General features: G+C 68.3%; 24 protein-coding genes. 12 read left to right on the top strand and 12 right to left on the bottom strand.

The features are described 5' to 3' along the window. The first annotated feature begins 188 nt into the window (after positions 1-188). Both ACFC3F_RS01205 and ACFC3F_RS01200 read left to right on the top strand, forming a co-directional pair. Positions 189-995 carry a M14 family zinc carboxypeptidase gene (locus ACFC3F_RS01205; RefSeq protein ID WP_376125622.1) on the top strand — a complete coding sequence of 269 codons (807 nt, stop codon included), beginning with the start codon at positions 189-191 and terminating at the stop codon, positions 993-995. Positions 996-1323: 328 nt separating this feature from the next. Further along, entirely contained in the window at positions 1324-3735 is a 2412-nt protein-coding gene (locus ACFC3F_RS01200; RefSeq protein ID WP_376125621.1) for a M14 family zinc carboxypeptidase, read from the top strand. A 65-nt stretch (positions 3736-3800) separates the two neighbouring features. On the opposite strand, the gene ACFC3F_RS01195 is transcribed toward ACFC3F_RS01200, so the two are convergent. Continuing rightward, complete coding sequence (locus ACFC3F_RS01195) at positions 3801-4202, bottom strand: PPOX class F420-dependent oxidoreductase (protein ID WP_376125526.1); 402 nt, start codon at positions 4200-4202, stop codon at positions 3801-3803. A gap of 107 nt (positions 4203-4309) precedes the next feature. Between ACFC3F_RS01195 and ACFC3F_RS01190 the strand changes: the two genes are divergently transcribed. Then, positions 4310-4729, top strand: coding sequence for a YciI family protein (locus ACFC3F_RS01190; protein ID WP_376125523.1), 420 nt, complete (start codon positions 4310-4312; stop codon positions 4727-4729). After that, positions 4707-5963: an RNA polymerase sigma factor gene (locus ACFC3F_RS01185; RefSeq protein ID WP_376125522.1), complete on the top strand. Its 1257-nt coding sequence runs from the start codon at positions 4707-4709 to the stop codon at positions 5961-5963. Before ACFC3F_RS01190 ends, ACFC3F_RS01185 begins: the two co-directional genes overlap by 23 nt. A gap of 9 nt (positions 5964-5972) precedes the next feature. Here the strand turns inward: ACFC3F_RS01185 and ACFC3F_RS01180 are convergent, their stop codons facing one another. Next, the gene (locus ACFC3F_RS01180) at positions 5973-6716 is read right to left on the bottom strand and encodes an NUDIX hydrolase (RefSeq protein ID WP_376125520.1); all 744 of its coding nucleotides are present in this window, start codon (positions 6714-6716) and stop codon (positions 5973-5975) included. 204 nt (positions 6717-6920) lie between these two features. On the opposite strand from ACFC3F_RS01180, the gene ACFC3F_RS01175 reads away from it, so the two are divergent. Beyond that, positions 6921-7895 carry a lytic transglycosylase domain-containing protein gene (locus ACFC3F_RS01175; protein ID WP_376125517.1) on the top strand — a complete coding sequence of 325 codons (975 nt, stop codon included), beginning with the start codon at positions 6921-6923 and terminating at the stop codon, positions 7893-7895. Between the two features lie 8 nt (positions 7896-7903). Here the strand turns inward: ACFC3F_RS01175 and ACFC3F_RS01170 are convergent, their stop codons facing one another. The 4 genes from ACFC3F_RS01170 to ACFC3F_RS01155 all read right to left on the bottom strand — a co-directional run bounded on the left by ACFC3F_RS01170 (position 7904) and on the right by ACFC3F_RS01155 (position 10826). Continuing rightward, positions 7904-8377 (bottom strand): hypothetical protein, encoded by a 474-nt coding sequence (locus tag ACFC3F_RS01170; protein ID WP_376125514.1) that lies wholly within the window; start codon positions 8375-8377, stop codon positions 7904-7906. A gap of 93 nt (positions 8378-8470) precedes the next feature. Beyond that, on the bottom strand, positions 8471-8854 hold the full coding sequence (locus tag ACFC3F_RS01165; protein ID WP_376125512.1) for a PPOX class F420-dependent oxidoreductase: 384 nt from the start codon (positions 8852-8854) through the stop codon (positions 8471-8473). 38 nt (positions 8855-8892) lie between these two features. After that, positions 8893-9297: a DUF3054 domain-containing protein gene (locus ACFC3F_RS01160; protein WP_376125509.1), complete on the bottom strand. Its 405-nt coding sequence runs from the start codon at positions 9295-9297 to the stop codon at positions 8893-8895. A 173-nt stretch (positions 9298-9470) separates the two neighbouring features. After that, positions 9471-10826, bottom strand: coding sequence for a serine hydrolase (locus tag ACFC3F_RS01155; protein ID WP_376125506.1), 1356 nt, complete (start codon positions 10824-10826; stop codon positions 9471-9473). 92 nt (positions 10827-10918) lie between these two features. Between ACFC3F_RS01155 and msrA the strand changes: the two genes are divergently transcribed. Continuing rightward, positions 10919-11461 (top strand): peptide-methionine (S)-S-oxide reductase MsrA, encoded by a 543-nt coding sequence (msrA, locus tag ACFC3F_RS01150; protein ID WP_376125503.1) that lies wholly within the window; start codon positions 10919-10921, stop codon positions 11459-11461. 69 nt (positions 11462-11530) lie between these two features. On the opposite strand, the gene ACFC3F_RS01145 is transcribed toward msrA, so the two are convergent. Continuing rightward, positions 11531-12988, bottom strand: coding sequence for an aldehyde dehydrogenase family protein (locus ACFC3F_RS01145; protein WP_376125502.1), 1458 nt, complete (start codon positions 12986-12988; stop codon positions 11531-11533). Between the two features lie 117 nt (positions 12989-13105). On the opposite strand from ACFC3F_RS01145, the gene ACFC3F_RS01140 reads away from it, so the two are divergent. From ACFC3F_RS01140 to ACFC3F_RS01120, 5 genes are read left to right on the top strand one after another with little or no spacing between them, the layout of a single operon-like run. Beyond that, positions 13106-13885, top strand: a complete 780-nt coding sequence (locus ACFC3F_RS01140; RefSeq protein ID WP_376125499.1) for an SDR family NAD(P)-dependent oxidoreductase — start codon at positions 13106-13108, stop codon at positions 13883-13885. Next, complete coding sequence (locus ACFC3F_RS01135) at positions 13882-15393, top strand: sugar ABC transporter ATP-binding protein (RefSeq protein WP_376125496.1); 1512 nt, start codon at positions 13882-13884, stop codon at positions 15391-15393. The genes ACFC3F_RS01140 and ACFC3F_RS01135 overlap by 4 nt, the downstream gene beginning before the upstream one ends. After that, positions 15390-16370, top strand: coding sequence for an ABC transporter permease (locus tag ACFC3F_RS01130; protein WP_376125493.1), 981 nt, complete (start codon positions 15390-15392; stop codon positions 16368-16370). Before ACFC3F_RS01135 ends, ACFC3F_RS01130 begins: the two co-directional genes overlap by 4 nt. Positions 16371-16402: 32 nt before the next feature. Further along, positions 16403-17428, top strand: a complete 1026-nt coding sequence (locus ACFC3F_RS01125; protein ID WP_376125490.1) for a sugar ABC transporter substrate-binding protein — start codon at positions 16403-16405, stop codon at positions 17426-17428. 16 nt (positions 17429-17444) lie between these two features. Next, complete coding sequence (locus tag ACFC3F_RS01120) at positions 17445-18530, top strand: Zn-dependent alcohol dehydrogenase (RefSeq protein ID WP_376125487.1); 1086 nt, start codon at positions 17445-17447, stop codon at positions 18528-18530. Between the two features lie 55 nt (positions 18531-18585). Here the strand turns inward: ACFC3F_RS01120 and ACFC3F_RS01115 are convergent, their stop codons facing one another. Both ACFC3F_RS01115 and prpB read right to left on the bottom strand, forming a co-directional pair. After that, the gene (locus ACFC3F_RS01115) at positions 18586-19359 is read right to left on the bottom strand and encodes an IclR family transcriptional regulator (protein ID WP_376125485.1); all 774 of its coding nucleotides are present in this window, start codon (positions 19357-19359) and stop codon (positions 18586-18588) included. Positions 19360-19416: 57 nt separating this feature from the next. Next, positions 19417-20307: a methylisocitrate lyase gene (prpB, locus tag ACFC3F_RS01110; protein WP_376125483.1), complete on the bottom strand. Its 891-nt coding sequence runs from the start codon at positions 20305-20307 to the stop codon at positions 19417-19419. Positions 20308-20363: 56 nt separating this feature from the next. Between prpB and ACFC3F_RS01105 the strand changes: the two genes are divergently transcribed. After that, complete coding sequence (locus ACFC3F_RS01105) at positions 20364-21155, top strand: IclR family transcriptional regulator (RefSeq protein ID WP_376125480.1); 792 nt, start codon at positions 20364-20366, stop codon at positions 21153-21155. Between the two features lie 24 nt (positions 21156-21179). Here ACFC3F_RS01105 and ACFC3F_RS01100 read toward each other — a convergent pair whose 3' ends face one another. From ACFC3F_RS01100 to ACFC3F_RS01090, 3 genes are read right to left on the bottom strand one after another with little or no spacing between them, the layout of a single operon-like run. Continuing rightward, complete coding sequence (locus ACFC3F_RS01100) at positions 21180-21881, bottom strand: SDR family NAD(P)-dependent oxidoreductase (RefSeq protein ID WP_376125477.1); 702 nt, start codon at positions 21879-21881, stop codon at positions 21180-21182. Continuing rightward, positions 21878-22510 carry an isochorismatase family protein gene (locus tag ACFC3F_RS01095; RefSeq protein ID WP_376125474.1) on the bottom strand — a complete coding sequence of 211 codons (633 nt, stop codon included), beginning with the start codon at positions 22508-22510 and terminating at the stop codon, positions 21878-21880. The genes ACFC3F_RS01100 and ACFC3F_RS01095 overlap by 4 nt, the downstream gene beginning before the upstream one ends. Continuing rightward, positions 22507-22818 carry a Dabb family protein gene (locus tag ACFC3F_RS01090; RefSeq protein WP_376125472.1) on the bottom strand — a complete coding sequence of 104 codons (312 nt, stop codon included), beginning with the start codon at positions 22816-22818 and terminating at the stop codon, positions 22507-22509. The genes ACFC3F_RS01095 and ACFC3F_RS01090 overlap by 4 nt, the downstream gene beginning before the upstream one ends. Between the last annotated feature and the right edge of the window lie 9 nt (positions 22819-22827).

The following is a 22827-nucleotide window of genomic DNA, read 5'->3' as shown; positions in this document are numbered from 1 at the left end:
CCGGCGCGCTGATGGATCGGCGGCGGTCTGACCACGCGACACGACGACGCCGGATTCACAGCGGATGCGGAGAAATCGCTTCGCAGCGCCGCAACATGGTGAACTACTGCCCGACGACCGGCACCGGTGACTTCCTCGCCCGCAATTCGTGGGGTGTCGATGTCAACCGGAACTACGACACCTAGAGCCTGTTCGACGGCTACAGCGGCGCCTCGACGTCGTGCAGCAGCGACACGCACGCCGGTCCGTCGGAGCTGAGTGAGCCCGAGTCACGCAACATCGACTGGCTCGCGGCGAACTACCCGAAGATCCGCTTCTCGATGAACCTGCACAGCTCGGGTGACTACTTCATGTGGTCCCCCGGTGCGTACAAGCTACCCGGTCGCGAGACCACGCCGCGGCCGAGCGCAGAGGACGAGGCGTACTTCTGGGAGGCCTCCTCGCGCATCCTCACCGAGATCAAGCGGTACCGCGGACTCTCCGTGACGCCGGCGCGCACGGGACCGATCGTCGACGTGCTGTACTCGGCGGCCGGCAACTCCGGTGACATGTTCTGGTACAAGTACGGCATCTACGCGTGGAACTTCGAGGTCGCCCGGTCGCTCCAGCCTCCGTTCACGAGCGCGAACCCGACCGCCGCGGCAGCTCACCCCGAGTCGCAGGAGTACGCGAATGGGCTCATGGAGCTGATGCGCGTCGCTCTCGACCGCAGCAGGGTCGGTCTCGACGCGGAGGTCGCCACGCGCTGCCTCGCCGGCAAGGTCTACACGTCGGTGTCGGTCACGAACAACGACACCGTCCCGGCGGACATCAGGGTCACCAGCGGCCACGGCGGCAAGTCGTTCACGGCGGTGCAGCCGGGCCAGACCGTCTCGGTCTCGATCAACACCCGCACCGCGACGCTGACGGCAGGAGAGATCGGCATCACCGGCACCGCCGGTGACCGGACCGACCTGGAGACGAGCGTCACGTACGCCGCGACCAACTGCGGCTGACCCTTCGGAAGCCTGAGGCCCGTGACCGGTTCGGTCGCGGGCCTCACGCTTGTGTCCTCCTGCGCAGGATGCTGATGCAGGACGATATCTCGCCGCCAGTCTGACGGGTCTGGCTGCATCTCGCTGTGCGATCCGTTTACGCCGATTCACAGCGGATACTTAGAAATAGCTTGACCCCCGGTGCATACAACCGATAGACATTGGACAACGCGATGACCCCCGCTCGCGGATGAGCTTGGGACTCGCCCTCGGGGTGATGCACCGTTCGACCCGCACCACCCCGCTTCGCTGCACGATGCTGTTCACGCACCCAAGGAGGGGATGCTTGATGTTGTCCGCTGTGAGAAGAAGAAAAGCAGTCGGAGGTGTCGCGGTCAGTGCCGCGCTCGCCGGCCTGCTCCTGACAACCCTGACACCCATCGGTGCAGTCGGGTCCGAGGACGACCTCGATCTGCACCTCGAAGCCGACGACGCGGTCAATGTCGTCGAAGTGACGGTTCCCGACCGTGACGAACTCGACCGTCTGATCGCGACCGGCGTCGACCTCGACCACGGCGTGGATCAGCACGACAACGGCTCGTTGACCGTGCAGGCCGTGGTCTCCGACAGCCAGGTCGCAGCCCTCGAGGCACGCGGCTTCACCATCGGCTCGGTGCTGTACACCGAGCAGGACACCGAGGACGTGCTCGCCGAGCGCGAGGCGTTCCGCACGCAGACACTCGCCGAGAACCGGTCCTTCAGTCGGGCTGCCCAGGCGGACGACGTGTCGTCCATCGAGATCCTGCGCGTCGACTACTACACGTCGTTCGGTGTCGGCTACCTCTCGGTCGAGGCCCGCTTCGCCGATGGCCAGACCAACACCGCACCGATGGTCGTGCGTCGCGACAGCGGCCCCGGCACCGAGATCGGCTCGGGCGGACAGCAGAACATCACGCGCTTCGTGGACGCCAGCGTCTACATCAAGCACCGTGGCGCTGCCGCTGTCCAGACCCGTCCGGAGATGATCAGCATCACGAGCCCGACCGGTGAGGTCGTCACCGCAGAGGTGAACGACTGGCTGGCCATCGATGACGAGGACCCGTTCGGCCCCCTCGAGAAGGACTTCATCACGTCCTACCTCACCCCGACCGAGCTCTACACTCGCATCTACAGCCTCGCGGCTGAGTTCCCGGAGATCTCCGAGATCGTCGAGATGCCCTACCAGACCAACGGTTACCGTCGCCTCGCTCAGGGCATCGTCGGCACGGGCAACGCCAGCATCGTCGGTGTCGACTCGAAGGCGTGGGGCCACGAAGGTGGCAACGGCATCGTCGTCTCGATCGCCGCACCCACCGGCGCGAACGCCGCGCTCGGTGTCGCCGTCGACGGCACCACCGTCACGGTGACGCCCGCAACCGACGCCGAGGGCGCGATCACGACCACGGCCGCACAGGTCGTCGCCGCGATCAACGGCTCGGAGGCTGCATCCGCGCTCGTCAACGCGTACACCTACCGCGGCAACGCGGGCCTGGGCACGGTCGCCGCGGCGACCGCGACGCTCACCGACGGCCTGTCGGCACCGGCATCCGTCTCGCGCGAGCCGCAGACGGTCTACGGCATCCGCATCGGCACCACCCGCGACGGCTCGAAGATGGGCGTCATGGCGTACGCCCAGGAGCACGCTCGTGAGTGGGTCCCGCCGCTGGTCACGATCGAGACGGCCGAGCGTCTGCTGCGCAACTACGAGTCCAACGCCGAGGTCCGCAAGCTCGTCGAGAACCTCGACATCTGGATCCTGCCGTCCGTCAACCCCGATGGTGGTCACTACTCGTTCTACGACTTTGCGTCGCAGCGCAAGAACATGACGAACCACTGTGAGATCACGGGTACCGCGGACTACAACTCGCGCAACTCGTGGGGTGTCGACAACAACCGCAACTACGACACGTACAGCCTGTTCGACGGCTACAGCGGCGCCTCGCACTCCTGCACCAGTGGCTCGTATGCGGGTCCGGCGGAGCTGAGCGAGCCCGAGTCGGCCAACATCGACTGGCTCGCGACCAACCACCAGAACATCACGTTCTCGATGAACCTGCACAGCTCGGGTGACTACTTCATGTGGTCGCCGGGTGCGTACAAGGTCCCCGGCCGCGAGCCCGCCCCGCGTCCGAGCGCCGAGGACGAGGCGTACTTCTGGGAAGCCTCGGAGCGCATCCTCGGTGAGATCAAGCGCCACCGCGGCCTGTCGGTGACCCCGGCCCGCACCGGCCCGATCATCGACGTGCTCTACTCGGCCGCCGGTAACTCGGGTGACATGCTGTGGTACAAGCACGGCATCTACGCGTGGAACTTCGAGGTCGGTCGTTCCTTCCAGCCCCCGTTCACGAGCGAGAACCCGACGGCTGCCGCGGCTCACCCCGAGTCGCAGGAGTACTCGAACGGTCTCATGGAGATGATGCGCGTCGCTTACGACCGCAGCCTGGTCGACCTGGATGCTCAGGTCACCACGCGCTGCCTCGCAGGCAAGGTGTACACCTCGGTCACCGTCAAGAACAACGACTCCGTCCCGGCGGACATCACGGTCACCAGTGACCACGGTGGCAAGTCGTTCACGGCGGTGCAGCCGGGCAAGACCGTTTCGGTCTCGATCAACACCCGCACCGCGACGCTGACGGCAGGCGACATCGGAATCACCGGCACCGCCGGTGACCGTAACGACCTGACGACGAGCGTCACCTACGCCGCAACCAACTGCGGCTGACCCTCTGAAAGCGGAAGCCCGTGACCGATTCGGTCACGGGCTTCCGTGTTTTCATCGAGCGCGGGTTACTGCTTCGTCGAGCGTTCGATCGACATGACGAGGATCACGCGGTCGGCCTTGTCCGGCGGGGGCGTCGTGCTGGGGTTGCCGTACCGGTTCTGCAGCTGCACGTAGAACGCCCCCTCGGGGTCGGGCACGACCTCGACGAGACGCCCGGCCACCTCGAGATAGCGGAACGGGCTGTCCGGATCGAGGATGGACAGAGCCATCGACGGGTTGTGCTGCAGGTTGCGGTACTTCTGGCGGTAGTTCGTGTGCGTGAATCGGACATGTTCACCGTCGAACTCGAACCACATCGGAGTGACCTGCACGGTGTCGTTCGGTCGAATCGTGCCGAGGTGCCCGTACAGCGGCAACTCGAGCAGACGGCGGTATTCAGCGGGGACGATCTCGTCGACATGGGGCATGGTCATAGTCTGCCCCGAAGATTTCGGCAGCATGTCGATTCCGCGGCCGCCCGTTCGACGTCATAGTGAGAGGGGATGACCGATCCCCGCCGAACAGGGAGCACCCCATGAAGCACATGCTGATCATGCGCGCGACGTCGCAGGCCGCCGACGCGTACGCCGAGATGGATTTCGAAGCGGTCATCAACGCGATGGGCGCGTACAACGAGTCGATGATCTCCGCCGGGGTCCTCGTCGCCGGCGACGGGCTCGCACCCGAGCCGGGCTACGTCGTGGATTTCGACGGCGAAGCCCCCGTCGTGAGCGATGGGCCCTACGGCGAGGTGCACGAGCTGTTCAACGGGTTCTGGATCGTGCAGACCGCGACCGCCGAAGAGGCGCTCGAGTGGGCCAAGCGCTGTCCGCTCGGTCCCGGAGCGAAGCTCGAGGTGCGGCGCGTGACCGACGAGAGCGACTTCGCCGACTACTCCGACAACGAGTTCATCCGCAAAGAGAAGGAGTGGCGTGCCGAGCTCGGCACCGAATGACGTCCGCCGCACGGTCGAGGCCGTCTGGCGCATCGAAGGCGTGCGGATCGTCGCCTCCCTCGCCAAGATGACCGGCGACCTCGGCCTCGCCGAGGACGTCGCGCAGGAAGCCGTCGTCGAAGCGCTCGGGTCGTGGCCCGCAGACGGCGTGCCGTCGAACCCCGGCGCATGGCTCACGGCCGTGGCGAAGCGCCGAGCCATCGACTCCTGGCGCAGGCGAGAGCGCCGCGACGAGCGCTACGCCCGGATCGCGGTCACCCTCGACGAGGCGGCGGATGCCGAATGGGAGCCGATCGACGACGACATCGTGCGCCTCGTCTTCACCGCATGCCACCCTGTGCTCTCGCGGCAGTCGCAGGTCGCGCTCACGCTCCGCGTCGTCGCGGGCCTGTCGACCGACGAGATCGCACGGATGCTGCTGACGACCGTGCCGACCGTGCAAGCCCGCATCACCCGCGCGAAGAAGACCCTCAGCGCCGCCCGCATCCCGTTCGAGACTCCGGACCCCGCGGAATGGAAAGCGCGCCTGGGCACCGTGCTCGGCGTCGTCTACCTCGTCTTCACCGAGGGCTACGCCGCGACGACGGGAGACCGATGGCTGCGCCCCGATCTCGCCGACGAAGCCCTGCGTCTCGGACGTGTCGTGAGCGGATTGCTCCCCCGCGAGGCCGAGCCCCTCGCCCTCGTCGCCCTCATGGAGTTCCAGCGCTCGCGCTTCGCCGCGCGCGAGACCTCGTCGGGCGCCCCGGTGCTCCTGGCCGACCAGGATCGTGCACGCTGGGACCACGGCCAGATCGCCCGCGCGCGTGGGCTCCTGGAGAGAGCGGATGCCGCGGCCGCAGCGCGCCGATCCGGTCGCGGCCCGTACGCGCTGCAGGCGGCGATCGCCGAGTGTCATGCCGTCGCGCCGAGCGTCGACACGACCGACTGGTCGCGGATCGTCGTGCTGTACGAGGCCCTTGGCCGTGTCGCGCCGAGCCCGGTCGTCGAGCTCAACCGCGCAGTCGCGGTGTCGATGGCGACCGGTCCCGCGCAGGCCCTGCCGATACTGGACGAGCTGGAGGCCCGCGGCGCGCTGAACGGCTCGCACCTCCTGCCGAGTGTGCGCGGAGAACTGCTCGCCCGGCTCGGGCGCGTCGACGAGGCGCGTTCCGAGCTGCGAACCGCGGCATCCCTCGCACGGAACGCCGCCCAGCGCTCTGTCCTCGAAGCCAAGGCGGAGACGCTGGCGTGACGCGACGGGTCAGCGCCCGTTGTCGTCGCCGAGAGGCGGAAGAGGCAGTTCGCGGGCGGCATCCCAGGGCTCTGTCCACCCGAGCCTGTCGAACAATCCGTCCAGCAGCGCTCCCGTGAAGCCCCAGACCAGATGAGCGCCGGGCCGATCGGCGCGCGGCACGAGGAACCCGGGGCTGCGGAACCGCTGCTCACCCCGCGTGACCACGATCGACCCGCGATTCGCGGGGTCGAGGAGATCCGCGACGGGAGCGCGGAAGACGTCGGCGGATTCCCGCTCATCGACCACGCGGACCGCGCTGGGATGCCGCCACCAGCCCAGGACAGGCGTGACGAGATGACGCGAGAAGGTGAGCGGCACCGCCTCCAGCGTGCCGAGCACGTCGACGCCGTCGGGATCGAGCCCGGTCTCCTCCTGTGCTTCGCGCAGGGCCGCGCCGACCGGCCCGTCGTCGTGCGGATCGAGGCGCCCACCGGGGAACGCGATCTGACCGGGGTGAGCGCGCAGCGTCTCGGCGCGCGCGAGCAGCAGCACGTCGAGATCGCGGCTGACCGCCGACGCCTGCGCATCGTGATCGCTCGGAAGATCGTCGAGCACGCCGAAGAGGATGAGCACCGCCGCCGATCGGGCGTCCCGCAGTACAGGCTCGTCCGCGAAGGCGGTGAATCCTGACCCGCCACGCCCCGTCGCGACCGCGTCGGCCAGCGCTGCGAGCTGCATCCGCGCGCTCTGCGGATCGAGGTCGGTGGGCATCGATCCAGGCTATCGCCGTCCGGTGACGCCGCGGCGGACAGCCGCTTGCCGACGCTGCGCGAAGCTCCCGGCATCCATGTAACGCTCAGGTAACGCACCCGAATCGTCCAGAAACGGGGAGCAGACTCGCTGACTTGTGCCTGCGGAGACGGGCACCACGCGTCTGCCCGATGGCGCGAATACCCCGATACGGAACCAGAATTCATGCGCTCGAACACGTCTTTCTCTCCTGCCCGCCGCCTGCGCCGCCTCGCCGAACAGCGAGCGCGCCGCCGCCCCACCGTCATCGCCGCGACACTCGCCCTGGGCCTGGTCGCCACCGCGAGCATGACCGCCGCGAGTCCCGTGGCACAGGCCGAAGCCGCGGGACCCTTCGGGAGCTTCGTGCTCGCGTCAGCGGTCACTCCGCTCCACGACGCGACGACGACCGACGACACCCACGGCGACGTGCTGACCGAGGCGAACGACGCCCTCGCCGCCGCTGAGGCGACGATCGCCGCGGCTGAGACGGTGACCGCCGATATCGCCGCATCCGGTCTCGAGATCGATGCCCCCGTCACCGTCGTCGACACGACCGAGCTCGTCGAGGCCGTCGAGCGCCTCGACGCCGGCACCGAGGCGAGCGCGGTCGTGTTCCTGCCGACCGTGACCGACGAAGTGACCACGCTCATCGACCCCATCGAGGCCGAGGTCGCAGCGCTGCGCGGCAGCCTCGACGCCGCCATCGCGCTGAAGGCCGAGCAGGAGGCCGCCGAGCAGGCCCGCCTCGAAGCCGAAGCCGCAGCCGCGGCGGCGGCCGCTGCTGCTGCCGCTCCCGCCCGGCCCGCGGCATCCGCCCCCGTCTTCGCGACCGGCGGTGCCGTCGGCGACAACAGCCCGGCCGGCGCGCAGGCATCCGCGCGGGCGATGCTCGGCAACTACGGCTGGGGCGACGACCAGTTCGGATGCCTCGTCTCGCTGTGGAACAAGGAGTCGGGCTGGAACTACCAGGCCTACAACGCCTCGAGCGGTGCCACCGGCATCCCCCAGGCGCTCCCCGGCAGCAAGATGGCCAGCGCCGGTGCCGACTGGCAGACCAACGCCAGCACGCAGGTCGCGTGGGGCCTCGGGTACATCGCGGGGCGCTACGGCTCGCCGTGCAACGCGTGGGGCCATTCGCAGTCGGTCGGCTGGTACTGAGTCAGCGCTCACACCGCGATCGCCGCTTCACCGAGGTAGTCGTCGGGGGTCAGAATCCGCACACCGTCGTCGTGCAGACGGAACTGCCCGCGCAGCGGCACCTCGGCGTGGCGACACGCGTCTGACATGGCACGTGCCCATCTGAGCTCGTCGGAGCCGAACTCGGGCGGACCGGGCCGCTCCCAGACGAGCACGACGCTCGCGGCATCCGTCCACGTGCAGAGATCCCCCAGGTGCGCCGCGAGGACGCTCGCGTTCGTGACATGCCCGAGATCGGGTACTCGGACGATCTCGTCGGGGTCCTGCGGGTAGTCGTCGCACGGCATGATCGAGTCGGTCAATCGATCGCCCGCGTCGAGGAACAGCAGCCACAGCTGCCGTGGATTGATCGCCCGCTCGAGCAGCAGGCCGAGTTGATCGGTGAGGGCTTCGTCGCTCGTGAGGATCCGGTTGCGGTCGAGGTCTCGTCTGGTCGGTGTCATGCGTCCACCCTGACGGCGCCCCAGCGCCCCGCGACGTGCAGATCCCGGTCGGTGGAGAACGTCGGCGATCGCCCCGCCTGGGGAGGAAGCTCGCTACGAGATGACGAGCGCGACCGACGCGCTCTGCGCGCGACGGAGCTTCTGCGCCGCACGGAGCATCTTGTATTTCACGCCGTACTTGGCCGCGAGCGCGCGATCGAGACGACCCAGTGTCGCCGCGTCATCCCGCACGACGGCGGTCGCTTCGACGGAGTCCGCGTCGTCGGCGGGATTGCCGCGCGCATCGCACGGGGTCAGGGTGACACGCGGAGTGTGCCGGAGGCGCTTGACCTTGCCGGAACCGCCTCCGGTCGTGACGAGCAGCTCATCGCCGTCGCGGACGATCCACACGGGGGTGCCCACCGGCACGCCGGTCTTGCGGTAGGTCGTGAGCAAGACGTACTCGTGATCGGCGATCGGACTCGAAGGTTCGGGCATCCGTCCATTGTCGCCCGGTCAGCGCGGGGCGCCGACCCTCAGCGCGCGCGGGTCACGAGTCCGGCGATGAGCCGCCAGCCGACGAGCATGACCAGAAGCACGGATGCCGCGACGATGACGAATGCGAACTGCGTGCCCTGACCGCTCAGGATCCGAAGCAGCATGGCGCCCGCGACCGTGATGGCCCACACCGGCAGCCCCGTGCGCACCGGCGCCATCGGTGCTCGCCACGCCAGGCTCACGCCCCAGGCGATCACGAGGGCGAGGAGAAACGTCCACGCGGTGTCCCACAGACCGATGAGCGGATGGTCGTCGTGGCTCGCGCGCCCGATCGCCGCGAAGATCGTGACGAGTACGGCGTCGATCAGGAACGACAGGATGAGCGGCTTCGCGGGATAGCTCGGTGCCGCGTCGACGGCGCCGCCCGACTGGTTCGAGGTCACGGATCGAGGGTATCGCTCGTGCCTCGGGGCGACGTCGGGATGGCGTGGGAGTTCGCGCGCGTCGAAACCGCGCACGCGCACGTCAGCGGCATCCGCGACCGCAGGTTTCGTGCGCGCGAACGGCCAGGGCCGCCGGGCCTCGGGCCACCGGGCCGCCCGCCACCGGGCCGCGATCAGCCGGCGGCGAGCAGCGCGGCGGCGTCCTCGGCGATCGCGAAGAACGCCGTCGGGTCGGCGACGGCGGCCGGGTCGTCCGAGCGCGCGAACGCCGTCAGCACGACGGGTTCGGCGCCGTCGCGCTCGAGGTACCACGACCCGGCGAGCACGCCGATCGAGCTGCCGCCCTTGTAGCCGACGTACGACCACTCCTCGCCGAGGTCGAGCCCGGGATTGGCCGAGAGGATGCCGCGCACCGGCGCCCCGGCATCCGTCGATGCCCGCTCCTGCAGGGCGATGTGCGCCCGCGCGATGTCGTCGGGCGTCGCGAACCAGTCGACGCCCGACTGCCAGGCCGTCACCGCCCAGTCGCCGCTCGCGATGTCGGGCACGCCCGCGGGCACGTCGGCGAGGATCGCTTCGCGCTCGGCCGGGGTCGCGGCATCCGCCCACCGCTCGCGCAGCGACGGGTCTGCCCATCCGAGCCAGAAAAGCTCGCGCGTCGTCACGAAGGGCGTGTTGATCGCGGGGTCGTGGTGCCCCATCTCGGCGAGCGCCGCCTCGGCGGCCTCGCGGCCGACCGCACGGATGAGGGCGTCGGTCGCCGTGTTGTCGCTGATCGCGATCATCTTCTCGGCCGCTTCGAGCGCCGTCACAGTCGAGCCGTCGGGCAGATCCTGCAGCTCGCCGCTGGGCAGGCTCCGCACCTCGCCGTCGATCGTGAGCGGGGTCTCCCACGCGAGATCGCCGCGCTCGACGGCGTCGACGACCGCGCCGAGCACGTAGAGTTTGAAGATCGATCCGATCGGAGCGGCCGACGCATCGCCGATGAGCTCGTCGGGCGCGTCGGAGCCGACGGTCCGCACCTGCAGCGAGGCGTCGTACGGCAGGGCCTCGATCTCGGCGCGCAGTTCGTCCCAGCTCGCCGCGGGGACGCGGTCGGGCTGCGGCATCCCGAAGAAGAGCCCGTTCATGCGCCCGTCCGAGCCGACCGAGACGGTCATGTCGTACTCGGCCGCCGACGAGGCGATGCGCACGCGCGCCTGCTCGTCGCCGCCGTCGTACGTCTCGACGCGCCACGGCTTGGCGTCCTGCATCTGGCCGAGGATGGACCGCAGATCCTCGACGGAGACCTCCTCGAGCATGACGGGGTCGAAGCGCTCCTCGATCTCGGCCGCGTCGCTCACCGCGTCGGCGTTGATCTCGTCGAGCACCCACTGCGCCTGACTCCCCACGGCGGTGTCCGGGATCTCGAACGTCTCGGTCGGCGCGTCGGGCGTCACGGCGCACGCGGCGAGCGCGAGGGCGAGCACGGCAGCTGCGAAGCCGGCCGCCGCGCGGCGGATCGGTCGTTTGTCGGTGAAAGTGACCATCGTTCCAGCCTGCCTCATGTCGGGTCCGGCCCTCCTCCCCCCGTGGGCTGAGATACTGCTGGAGGACGCCCGCGCACCGCTCAGGAGAAGCCATGACCGACGACACCGGCACGATCACGCAGACCCCCGGCACCGAGACCGCCGTCCTCGCGGGCGGATGCTTCTGGGGCATGGAAGACCTCATCCGCCGGCAGCCCGGCGTGCTCGCGACGCGCGTCGGATACACGGGCGGCGAGAACGCCCACCCGACCTACCGCAACCACCCCGGGCACGCCGAGGCCATCGAGGTCGTCTTCGACCCGGCGCAGACGTCGTATCGCGACATCCTGGCGTTCTTCTTCCAGATCCACGACCCGTCGACGCTCAATCGCCAGGGCAACGACATCGGCACGAGCTACCGGTCCGCGATCTTCCCCGTGACGCCCGAGCAGGAGCAGGTCGCGCGCGACACGATCGCCGACGTCGACGCCTCGGGCCTCTGGCCGGGTGCCGTCGTCACGACGATCGAGCCGTCCGGCCCTTTCTGGGAGGCCGAGCCCGAGCACCAGGACTACCTGATCACGTACCCGAACGGGTACACCTGCCATTTCCCCCGCGCCGGGTGGGTGCTGCCCCGCCGCGACGTGCGCGCGTAGCGGGCTGCATCCGTCGGGCCGCATCGATATCCGTCGGGCCGCATCGATCAAACGCGGCCCGACGTGAGGCTACAGCTGGATCGACTTGATCTCGAGATACTCCTGGATGCCGTGGGCTCCGAGCTCGCGGCCGAGCCCGGACTGCTTGAAACCGCCGAAGGGTGCCTCACCACCGAGCTTGAACCCGTTGAGATCCACCTGTCCCGTGCGCATCCGCCGGGCGACGGAAAGCGAGCGGTCTTCGTCCGGTGAGAAGACTGCCCCGTGCAGACCAAAGATCGAGTCGTTCGCGATGCGCACGGCATCGTCATCACCGTCGTGCGCGATAAGGGCGACGACAGGACCGAATACCTCCTCCTGGGCGATCCGCATGCCGTTGTCGACACCAGAGAGGATCGTCGGCTGGACGAAGTATCCACGATCGATCCCGCGCGGCAGAGCGCGGCCGCCCGTCACCACGCGCGCTCCGTCGGCAATTGCGCCATCAATGTAGCTACGAACACGATCGCGTGCAGCGCTCGTGACGATCGGACCGAGTGTCGTCTCGGGGTCGAGCGGGTCGCCCACACGATGTGCGCCGACGATCTCGCGCAGGATCTCCTCGCTCTCGGCGAGACGTGAACGGGGTACCAGGAGGCGGGACCACGCGAAGCAGACCTGACCCGCGTTCGTGAAGGCCTGGTCGGTGGCGCGCTGCAGTGCGACCGACAGGTCGGCGTCATCCAGCACGATGGCGGCCGATTTTCCTCCCAGCTCGAGGTGGGCGCGCTTGATCGTCTGCGAGCCGAGTTCGAGAAGACGACGGCCGACGCCGGTAGAGCCCGTGAAGCTGATCATGTCCACGAGCGGGTGCGTCGCCAGAGGCTCGCCCGACTCGGGTCCGTAGCCCGTGATGAGGTTGATGACCCCCGGCGGCATCCCGATCTCTTCGGCGACCTCGGCGAGGTGGAACAGGGCGCCGGGCGCCGTCTCAGGCGGCTTCACCACCACGGTGCAGCCGGTTACGAGCGCAGGGCCGAGCTTGACCAGGGTCAGCAGCAGCGGGAAGTTCGACGGGCTGATCGCGGCGACGACTCCGACGGGCTCCTTGATGATGAGGGAGTCACCGAGGCGCTCCTCGAAGGCCATCGATTCGCCGAGGTCGGCGAAGATCTCGAAGAAATCGGCCGCACGCAGCGTCTGGTACCCCCGCGCTCCCGCGATGGGCATGCCCACCTCGAGGCTGATGAGGGGCGCAATGTCGTCGACGCGGGCGCGCAGGCCCGCGGCGAGCTTGCGCAGATAGGCGGCGCGCTCGCAGACCGGAAGCGCCGACCAGGCGGGGAACGCGGCATGTGCGGCGCGCACGGCTCGGTCCACGTCATCGGCGGTCCCCGCGGGGACGGTCTCGAGCACCTCTTCCGTGACCGAGCTGTAGATCGGGATGCTGCGCGAGGGGTCCGCCGGGGCGACCCACTCGCCGTTGATGAAGAATCGCTGCCGATCGATCGTCATGGCGGCCGCTCGCTTTCGTTTGTATATCGACATGTTCGGGTTCTTGACCCCGACACCTGAGCATCCCTATTCTCAAGTACTGCGAGCCCAGTCGCACATGATGCGAATGTAGTCGGATCGGGGGCCGCGGATCAAGAGGAGCGAACAACGATGTCCGAAGCATCCGTGCACCCTGCCACCCGCACGCTCGAGGGCAAGACGGTCGTCGTCACCGGCGCGAGCCGCGGACTCGGTCGAGCGATGGCCCGGGCAACCGCCCTCGCCGGTGCGGCCGTCGTCGTCACCGGCCGCGACCTCGCCGCTCTGGATGAGACGGTGCAGCTGATCGGCGCCGACGGCGTGGGCACCGCGCTCCCCTACGCGTTGGACGTCACCGACGCCCCGGCGGTGGAGAGCACCGCTGCAGCGATCTGGGAGGCGACCGGCGGCGTCGACGTCGTCTTCGCCAACGCCGGCATCTCACTCACCAAGCCCGCACGAGAGACCTCGATCGACGAGTTCGACCGAATCCTGAAGACGAACGTCAACGGCACCTTCTCGACGCTGCGGGCGTTCGGGTCGCGCATGCTCAACCAGGGCCACGGCAAGCTCGTCACGGTCGCTTCCGATATCGGCATCCGCGGCAGCGAGGGATGGGTCGCCTACTCGGCGAGCAAGGGTGCCGTCATCGCCATGACGAAAACCCTCGCGTGGGAGTGGGCACCGACTCTTACCGTCAACTCGATCGCGCCCGGCGCCTTCGCGACCGACATCAACTCACACCTGCTCTCGCTGCCCGAAGTCATGACCGCGATCGAGTCCACGACGCCCCTCGGTCGCGTCGGCCGGTCCGACGAGATCGGGCCGCTGACGGTGTTCCTTGCGAGTGCGGGGTCCGACTTCATGACCGGTCAGATCATCAGCATCGACGGCGGCATCCAGCGCTCATGACCGAGTCCGTCATCCGCGCCACAGGCGTCACGAAGATCTACCCGGGCGTCGTCGCACTGAAGGACGCGGCACTCGAGCTCTATCCGGGAGAGATCCATGCCGTCATGGGCGAGAACGGCTCGGGCAAGTCGACGTTCCTCTCCCTCATCGCCGGCTCGCAGGAGCCCACGGCCGGTGAACTCGTCGTCTTCGGCGAGGCACGGGCGACCCTGACCCCGAAAAAGGCCAAGGACCTGGGCATCGCGCTCGTCCAGCAGGAGCCCCAGCTCGCACCGGCACTCACCGTCGGTGAGAACATCATGCTCGGGCGCCTGCCCGGCAGGGGCGGGGTGAGCTGGCGGGCAGTGCATCGTCAGGCTCAGGCCCTGCTCGACGGCCTCGGCTTCGGCATCGACTCGAAGGCGCCCGTGAGCTCGCTCTCGACGGGGCGTCGCCAGCTCGTCGAAGTCGCCAAGGCCCTCGTCGTCACCCCCCGCGTGCTTCTTCTGGACGAGGCGACCAGCTCGCTGGATGAGGCCGACGTCATCCGCCTGGTGGCGGTGCTCGAGCGTCTTCGAGATGAAGGCGTCGCGATCGCCTTCATCTCGCACCGCATGAAAGAGGTGATGGAGATCGCCGACCGGGCGACCGTCCTGCGCGACGGCCGCTATGTCGGAGCGACCCTCATCGCCGACACGAACGAGCGCGCGCTCGTCGCCATGATGGTCGGTCGCGATCTGGCCGACTACTGGCACAAGGCCGAGGTCGATCCGGGCTCACCGGTCCTGGAGATCCAGGGACTCACGCGCGGACACCTGCGCGACATCGACCTCACGGTGCGCTCGGGCGAGGTCGTCGGCATCGCGGGTCTGGTCGGCAGCGGCCGCAGCGCCATCCTGCGCACGATCATGGGAACCCGAAAGGCCAAGCGCGGCGTCATCAAGCTCGATGGCACGCCGGTGCAGATCCGCAGTCCTCGCGACGCCCACCGACTCGGCATCGGCTACGTGCCCGAGGACCGAAAGGCCGAGGGCCTGGTGATGGGCTGGTCGATCCTGCGCAACGCCGCCCTCGCGCTCATGAACGAGCGCGGACCGCTCTCGTTCATCACCAAGCGCTTCGACCGCGAAGCCTACGAACAGGGTTCCCGGGGCCTGCGCATCAAGGCGAGCAGCCCCGAGCAGATCGTCTCCCAGCTGTCCGGCGGAAACCAGCAGAAGGTCGTCATCGCCCGCGAGCTCGCGACGAAACCGCGCGTGCTTCTGCTCGACGAGCCCACGCGGGGCGTCGACGTGGGCGCCAAGGAGGACATCTACGCCGAGATCGCTGAGCTGGTCTCGCAGGGCATGGGCCTGTTGGTCGTCTCGTCCGAGCTGCCCGAGCTCCTCGGTGTCTGCGACCGGATCTACGTCATGTTCCACGGGCGCATCGTCGCGGAGTTCTCTGCGGACGAGGCGACGGAAGAACTCATCGCCTATCAGGCAGCCGGGGCGCACGAAGTCGCCACCGCAGAAGGGACCCACCGATGACCGACACGCTGCCGATCATGAACGCCGCGCCGCGCCGTTCGCTGCAGTCCCTCGCCCTGCGCTACCTCGGTGTGGGCGCCGCACTCATCGTGCTCGTTCTCGTCCTCGCCGTGACGCAGGAGAACTTCCTGACCTACGGCAACATCCTGAACATCCTGCGCACGAACTCCGTGCTGTTCGTCATCGCGGTGGGCATGACCTTCGTCATCATCAGCGGCGGGCTCGACCTGTCGCTCGGATCGATGACGGCCCTCGGCGGCGTGATGCTCGCCATGATGCTCGTCTCAGGCATCGACCCGATCCTGGCGATCCTCCTCACGGTCATCGGATGCACGCTGCTCGGGACGGTGTTCAACGGTGTGCTGATCGCCTACGGGGGTTTCAACTTCTTCGTCGTCACGCTCGCCATGATGGAGCTGTTCCGCGGCGCGGCGCTCGTGCTGAGCAACGGCATCCCCGTCTCGACGATGCCCTACCCGATCGTGCAGATCATCGGCGACGGCACGATCAACGGGCTGTCCATCCCCGTGCTCATCGCCATCGCGGTCGGCATCGTCGCGTTCATCGTGATGCGCTGGACGCGCTTCGGGCGTTCGGTGTACGCCGTGGGTGGAAACGCCGCGGCAGCCCGGCTCGCGGGCGTGAACGTTCGCCGCATCCGTCTGACGGTGTATGCGATCGCCGCGCTGACCGCGGGCATCGCGGCGATCATGCTGGCCGGACGACTCACGTCGTCACAACCCGTGAGCGGCGCTCTCGGCCTCGAGCTCTCAGCAGCGGCAGCCGTGCTGCTCGGCGGCGCGAGCTTCTCAGGCGGCGCGGGCAACATCGGCGGCACCGCGATCGGCGTGCTCTTCCTCGGCGTCATCGCAAACGGCATCACTCTCGCCGGTGTGCCGTCGTACTGGCAGGGCATCGCGACGGGCATCATCCTCGTCCTCGCCATCGCGCTGGACCGCATCCGCAATCGCACGTGACTCAGCACTACCACCACGAACAAGGAGAATCCATGGCACGACTCACTCACCGTCGCTGGACGGTCACGGCGGCGATGACGCTCGCCGCAGGTATTGCTCTTGCCGGCTGCAGCGTCTCGTCGACGCCCGCCGGCGAAGGCACCACAGCACCAGGCGCCGACAGCGACGGAACCTACGTCGTCGGCATCTCGGGCGCCAACTACGCGATCGAAGGCGCGCGTGCACAATACGAGGCGCTCGCTGCCGGCCTCATCGAAGCGGGCATCGAGGTCAAATTCCTCGACGCCGCGCTGGACATCAACGCCCAGGTGTCGCAGGTCGACCAGTTCATCGACCAGGGCGTCGATGCGATCGTGCTCAACCTCGCTGGTGACCCCAACGCGATCCAGGGCTCTCTGCAGCGTGCAACCGACGCAGGCATCGACCTCTACTCGATCGGCGGCACCGGGAACGATGACGTCCTCGTGCAGGTCGATCTGCCTTCGACCGAGCTCGGCGAGCTGTCCGGTCACTACATGTGCGAACAGACCGGCGGCACCGGCGAGATCGCCCTCATCGAAGCCGTCGACATCCCCGTCCTCGCCGAGCGCTGGGACGCATTCCTCAACACGATCGAGGCGGAATGCCCGGATCTCGAGATCGTCGCGCGCGAGCGTGCGATCCCCGATGACGCGGCGACGGCGCGCCCGATCGCCGAAGACCTGCTGACGCGCTTCCCGAACCTCACCGCGATGTGGACCATGGGCGACGGCCCCGCACTCGGTGCCGGTCTCGCCGTACAGGCATCCGGTCGCGATGTCATCGTGACGGGCCTCAACGCCGAGAGCCAGGGCATCGACGGCATCCGCCAGGGCGCCATCCACGCGACGTGGGACCTCGAGCCCACCGAGATCGGCCTGCAGCTGGCGGATCGCATCATCGCGATCGTCGACGGCTCGTCGCCGCGTCCGACCCAGACCGAGGTCTTCACCGTGACAGACCTCGCCGAATGGACCACCGACAACGTCGATGACTGGGTCGCCTACGACGCCCGCGTGACGTTCCCCGGCATCAACTGATTCGAAGGAGTCACGCATGCGCGCACTCGTTCTGACCGAGGTCGGTCAGCCCCAGGAACTGGTCGACGACCTCGTCCTCGACCAGCCGCGGGACCACGAAGTCCTCGTCCGCACGAAGGCCTGCGGGGTCTGCCACAGCGACCTGCACTTCCGGCAGGGCACGTGGACCACCTTCCCGCTCCCCCTCGTGCTCGGACACGAGTGCGCCGGCATCGTCGAAGCCGTCGGGTCGCAGGTGACCTACCTGCGACCCGGCGACGCCGTCGTCGGCTGTCTCACGGCCTTCTGCGGTGAATGCTCGTACTGCCTCAGCGGGCGAATGTATCTCTGCGCACAGGGTGGGCTGAGCCGCGATAGCGGGGCGCCCCGCCTGTCGCGCAACGGTCAGCCGGTCTCGCAGTTCGTGAACCTCTCGGGCTTCAGCGAGATGATGCTCGTCCACGAGCGAGCGCTCGTCAAAGTCGATCCCGACATTCCCCTCGATGTCGCCGCGATCGTGGGTTGCGCCGTCACGACGGGCGTCGGGGCGGCCGTCAACACCGCGAAGGTCCGCCCCGGCGAGACCGTCGTCGTCGTCGGCTGCGGCGGCGTCGGACTCAATGTCGTCCAGGGTGCCCGAATCGCTGGCGCCGGCCGCATCATCGCGGTTGACCGCTCCCCGACCAAGGCCGAAGCCGCGCGAACGTTCGGGGCGACCGACGTCGTGGTTGCGGACGGCACCGAGGTCGACCAGGTCCTCGAGCTGACCTCTGGGGGCGTCGAGCACGCCTTCGAAGCAGTCGGGCGGCGGGTGACCGCAGAGGCTGCCTTCCGCATGCTCACGGTCGGCGGCACGGCGACAATCGTGGGCCTGCTTCCCGAAGGCGAGCAGATCTCGGTGTCCGGCGTCGACCTGACCTTCGGCCGTACTCTGCAGGGCTCGAACATGGGCTCCAACCGCTTCCGCGTTGACATCCCGCGCTACCTGCAGATGTACCGCGACGGACGCCTCCTGCTGGACGAGCTGATCACCGCTCGCATCTCTCTCGAGGAGGCCGACGACGCGCTAGTCGCCCTCGAAGCCGGAGACGGAATCACTCGTTCCGTCGTCGTCTTCGATTGACCCGAACAGTCGAAGCAACGGTCCGTCGCGCACTCGCGCGGCGGACCGTTCGTCATCAGCGTACGTGTGACCCGAAGGCGACGAGCTCGGAGATCTCACGGGCGCCATCACGCACCGCGGCGATGATCCGCTCGCGCTGGCGCGCGTCGAGCCGGTACATCGGTGCCGCGACACCGAGCGCGGCACCGGTCGCTCCGCCAATGGAGATCGCGGCGGCAACGCCCCAAATCCCATCGTCGATCTCGCCGAAGCTCTGGGTGTAGCCGTTGGCGACGACCTCGCGCAGCGCTTCCTCGGTCAGCTCGCCGGGGCGAGGCGCGTCGCCGAAGACGCTGTTCAGATAATCGGCGCGCTCGGCTGCCGGCATCGCAGCCAAGAGCACACGCGGCATCGACCCGAGATGGAGGGGCATGGCCTGGCCGATGTCGAACTGCATCCTCACCTGGTGTCGCGATTCCACGCGCTCGATCGAGAAGGCGTGGGTGCCTGCGCGGCGTGCAAGCAGGACGGTCTCGTCGACCTCGTCGCGGATGCGATTCATGATCGGCATCGCGATGTTCTCCATCGTCGAACGCGCCGCTTCGGCCGCGGCGGTAAACGCCTGCACGCGCATCGACATGCGGTACGAGCCGTTGCCGTCGTCGTCGAGGACCCCCACGTCGCGCAGCAGCGCGAGATAGCGGTACATCGTGGCGGCTGAGACGTCGATCCGGGAGGCGAGTTCGGGCGCAGACCACACCGGCCGCGAAGCAGTGAAGCAGAACAGCACGTCCAAGACCTTCCGCGCGCTGCCCGCGCCCGGGATCGCCTCGGCATTCGTCCGCGCCATGACTCCTCCGTCGGTGTGATGCGTGTTCTACGGTAGTGGCGGAATGCCGCCGCGCGCTCAGCGCGCGACGAACACCGCGTCGTCGAACGCGCGGTAGCGGTCGTAGCCGAGGAGGTCGTACAGCTCGTCCTTGGTCTGCATGTCGGGCAGAAGCTCGTGCTGCGACCCGTCGGCGAGGATCGCGTCGATACCGCGCAGCGCAGCGTTCATCGCGAGGCGCAGGAGCGTCACAGGGTAGATCGCGAGTTCGTAGCCGAGATCACGCACCTCGGCTTGAGCGAGCGGCGTGCCGCGGCCAAACTCGTTGAGATTGATCATGAGGGGCACATCGATCGCGCGCCGGAACGCGGCGTACTCGTCGGGGGTGCGCAGCGCCTCGGGGAAAATAACGTCCGCTCCGGCGTCGACGAACGCGCGCGCGCGGTCGATCACGGCATCGAGCCCCTGTACGGCGCGGGCATCGGTACGCGCGATGACGACGAAGTCAGGATCGCGCCGGGCATCCACGGCCGCGCGCACGCGACGCACCGCGACGTTGGAGTCGACGACGGCGATGCCCTCCGAGTGTCCGCACTGCTTGGGGTTGACCTGGTCTTCGATGTGGCACCCGGCGACGCCGGCCTCTTCGAGACTCTGGATGCTGCGCGCGGCATTGAGCGGTTCACCGAAGCCCGTGTCGGCGTCGATCAGAACGGGCACATCCACCATGCGCGCGATCTGGCGGCCGCGCTCAGCTACCTCGGTGATCGTCGTCAAGCCGAGATCGGGGAGGCCAAGATCCGCCGCGATCATGTGGCCGGAGACGTAGACCCCGGCCGCTCCGCGGCGCGCGATGAGCTGGGCAGACACAGCGCTGAAGGCGCCCGGCAGCACGGTGAGCTCCCCTGCGGTGAGCCGCCGCCGAAGCTGCCGTCGCTTCTCGGAGGGCGGTACGGCGGAGTAAAGCACGTGCAACCTCACACAATCTGGGAATCAGAATCCCAGCATATGCTAATCTCGCGCGCATGGCCCGTGCTCAGGACGCTACACCCCCCAGCGGACGCGTGCCTGGAGCAGAGAGCGGGCGTCGACTCCTCAGCGTCCTGTTGAGCTTCTCGGAGAGCCGTCCGCTGTGGACGGTCGCCCAGCTGGCCGAAACGCTCGGCATGGGCGCTTCGATGGTTTATCGCTACATCGGACTGCTGCGCGAAGTGGGGCTCGTGGACGCGGCGCCAGACAACAAATATCGCGTGACCGACCTGGCCGCATCGCTCGCGGCTGCCGCGACGGCGGGCCGTGCGCCGATCGGCGAGGTCGCCGTGCCGATCATCAGCCGCATCCGCGACGCGATCGATGAAACAGTCCTGATCGCACGTCGATCGGGATGGCGGGTATACACGGTCGACCGCGTCGAATCGCGTCGGCCGGTGCGCCTTCAGTTCGAACCTGGGCAGGCGATGACGCTGCACACCGGATCGCTGTCTCGCGTGCTCCTCGCTTCCATGCCCGCACACGAGCGTGCGAGCTACCTCGACCACCTCTCCGAGGAGGATCGTGACCGTCCGCTCCTACGCCCCGAAGCGCTGGATCGCGTGGCCGTGGACGGTTGGGCGGAGAGCTTCGAAGAGATCGATGAGGGCATCTGGGGCGTCGCCGCCCCCATCACCGCGCGAGGGGTCATGTACGGCGCCATCGGGTGCGCCGCGCCGCTTTTTCGCACCGACGGCGAGAAGCGCATGCTGATCCGAAAGCTCATCGTCGACGGTGCCACCGCCATCGCCGAGACCTTGGAATACCGACTGTCGCACGCCCCGTAGCGAGCGTGTCGCTGTCTCGGCGCGTCAGTGCATGACCGTGCCACCATCAACGACGAGCGTCTGGCCGGTCACGACACGAGCTGCCCGCGAGGCGAGAAAGCGTACGGCTTGGACGACGTCATCGATCTCGACGTCGACGGGCAGGGCACGCGTCGCACGGAACGCGGCCTGCTGCTCCGGCGTCCAGACGGCGCGATTGCGTGCCGTCGAGACCAGACCAGGCGCCACAGCGTTAACCCGCACGCCATCCGGACCCAGCGCCAGCGCCAACGACTTCGTCATCCCCAGTACCCCGGCCTTCGCGGCCGCGTAGTGGACCATGTCGGCGTGGCCTTTCATCGCGATCGCCGAAGACAGACTCACGACGGCACCCGAGGCGGCACGCAGCGCGTTTCGCAGGGTCCAAGTCACGCTGTACGCCGAGGTCAGATTGATTTCGACGTATCGGGCAAACTCGCCAGGAGTCAGCTCGTCCACGTGGGTGGGCGGCCAATAGCCGACGCCGTTCACGAGAACATCGAGACGCTCGATCTCGCCGAGCCGGGCGACCTCGTCGGCCTGTGACAGGTCGATGCGCCACGCGACACCGTCGACATCGGCGGCAGCCTCGACCACCGCATCCGCCACGTCGACCAGATGTACCGTCGTGTTCTCATCGGCGTAGCCCCGCGCCAGGGCACGCCCAATCTCCCCGGCGCCGCCGGTGATCAGCACAGTGCGCGTCACGTGCCGATTCCCATGATGGTGCGCGCCTCGGCCACCGAGACGACCTCGCCGATCTTGGCCTGGATGTCGAACAGGTTCGCTTCGTGTGGTCCTTCCAGCCTGTCCCCCACAGCATCCCGCACGACGATTGGGATGAAGCCCGACTGCATGGCGTCGGTCGCGGTCGCCCGCACGCACCCGCTCGTGGACAGACCGGTGATGACGAGGGTGTCCACCCCTATCGACGCGAGCGTAGCCGCGAGGTGAGTCCCCGCGAAGGCGCTCGGATACTGCTTGACGATCTCGATGTCGCCGTCCTGGGGTTCGAGACCCTCGATGTATGCCGAGAACGGGCTGTCCAGCGCGAACCATCTCGTCGCGGGGACCTTGCGAGCGAACACGCCGCCGTCGCGACGCGAATGATCATGCTCGACGCGCGTCACGAACGTCGGGATCCCGACGGTTCTGGCCTCGCGGAGCAGTGTCCGCATGACTTCGCAAGGCTGCTCGACACCCGCGTACAGCGGGCAGTCGGGGTCGATGTACGCCCGGGCGGGGTCGATCACCACGAGGGCGGGCCGGCTACCGGGCTGCAGGACACCCTGAAGCCCGGCACCGGCGTAGTCCTCGCGCGAGAGATCGCTGGTCACGCCCGCGCCTCGGCGAAGCCTGCCACCTGGACGAACGACTTGCTCTTCAGCACGGGGGCAATGGACTCCGCGATGACCGCCTTGTGGGCGGGGTGGGCGCCGTACGAGCGCCAGGCATCTTCAGAGTCGAACTCGAGCTGGAACAGCACGTCCGCATTTCCCTCGGTCAGCCCGAGGTCGATGCCGACCCGGACGGCGACCAGTCCGTCGATCAGACCGGCAAGACCGGTGAGTCCGTCGGAGATAGCCTGACGGTGCTCCGGTGTCGCATCATCCGCCAGCGTGAGCATCCCGATGTGGGTGAACATGTGCATCCT

It is taken from the genome of Microbacterium sp. NPDC055910 (genome assembly GCF_042271185.1).
In the GTDB taxonomy this organism is placed as follows: domain Bacteria; phylum Actinomycetota; class Actinomycetes; order Actinomycetales; family Microbacteriaceae; genus Microbacterium.
The sequence above is the reverse complement of the archived record's forward strand: the minus strand, read 5'-3'. Positions and strand labels throughout refer to the sequence as shown.

Excerpts from the sequence above, each read along its gene's own strand:
- ACFC3F_RS01200 (WP_376125621.1), top strand. The coding sequence starts at position 1,324 with ATGTTGTCCGCTGTGAGAAGAAGAAAAGCAGTCGGAGGTGTCGCGGTC.
- ACFC3F_RS01195 (WP_376125526.1), bottom strand. The coding sequence starts at position 4,202 with ATGCCCCATGTCGACGAGATCGTCCCCGCTGAATACCGCCGTCTGCTC.
- ACFC3F_RS01190 (WP_376125523.1), top strand. The coding sequence starts at position 4,310 with ATGAAGCACATGCTGATCATGCGCGCGACGTCGCAGGCCGCCGACGCG.
- ACFC3F_RS01180 (WP_376125520.1), bottom strand. The coding sequence starts at position 6,716 with ATGCCCACCGACCTCGATCCGCAGAGCGCGCGGATGCAGCTCGCAGCG.
- ACFC3F_RS01175 (WP_376125517.1), top strand. The coding sequence starts at position 6,921 with ATGCGCTCGAACACGTCTTTCTCTCCTGCCCGCCGCCTGCGCCGCCTC.
- ACFC3F_RS01170 (WP_376125514.1), bottom strand. The coding sequence starts at position 8,377 with ATGACACCGACCAGACGAGACCTCGACCGCAACCGGATCCTCACGAGC.
- ACFC3F_RS01165 (WP_376125512.1), bottom strand. The coding sequence starts at position 8,854 with ATGCCCGAACCTTCGAGTCCGATCGCCGATCACGAGTACGTCTTGCTC.
- ACFC3F_RS01155 (WP_376125506.1), bottom strand. The coding sequence starts at position 10,826 with ATGGTCACTTTCACCGACAAACGACCGATCCGCCGCGCGGCGGCCGGC.
- msrA (WP_376125503.1), top strand. The coding sequence starts at position 10,919 with ATGACCGACGACACCGGCACGATCACGCAGACCCCCGGCACCGAGACC.
- ACFC3F_RS01145 (WP_376125502.1), bottom strand. The coding sequence starts at position 12,988 with ATGTCGATATACAAACGAAAGCGAGCGGCCGCCATGACGATCGATCGG.
- ACFC3F_RS01140 (WP_376125499.1), top strand. The coding sequence starts at position 13,106 with ATGTCCGAAGCATCCGTGCACCCTGCCACCCGCACGCTCGAGGGCAAG.
- ACFC3F_RS01135 (WP_376125496.1), top strand. The coding sequence starts at position 13,882 with ATGACCGAGTCCGTCATCCGCGCCACAGGCGTCACGAAGATCTACCCG.
- ACFC3F_RS01130 (WP_376125493.1), top strand. The coding sequence starts at position 15,390 with ATGACCGACACGCTGCCGATCATGAACGCCGCGCCGCGCCGTTCGCTG.
- ACFC3F_RS01125 (WP_376125490.1), top strand. The coding sequence starts at position 16,403 with ATGGCACGACTCACTCACCGTCGCTGGACGGTCACGGCGGCGATGACG.
- ACFC3F_RS01120 (WP_376125487.1), top strand. The coding sequence starts at position 17,445 with ATGCGCGCACTCGTTCTGACCGAGGTCGGTCAGCCCCAGGAACTGGTC.
- ACFC3F_RS01115 (WP_376125485.1), bottom strand. The coding sequence starts at position 19,359 with ATGGCGCGGACGAATGCCGAGGCGATCCCGGGCGCGGGCAGCGCGCGG.
- ACFC3F_RS01105 (WP_376125480.1), top strand. The coding sequence starts at position 20,364 with ATGGCCCGTGCTCAGGACGCTACACCCCCCAGCGGACGCGTGCCTGGA.
- ACFC3F_RS01090 (WP_376125472.1), bottom strand. The coding sequence starts at position 22,818 with ATGTTCACCCACATCGGGATGCTCACGCTGGCGGATGATGCGACACCG.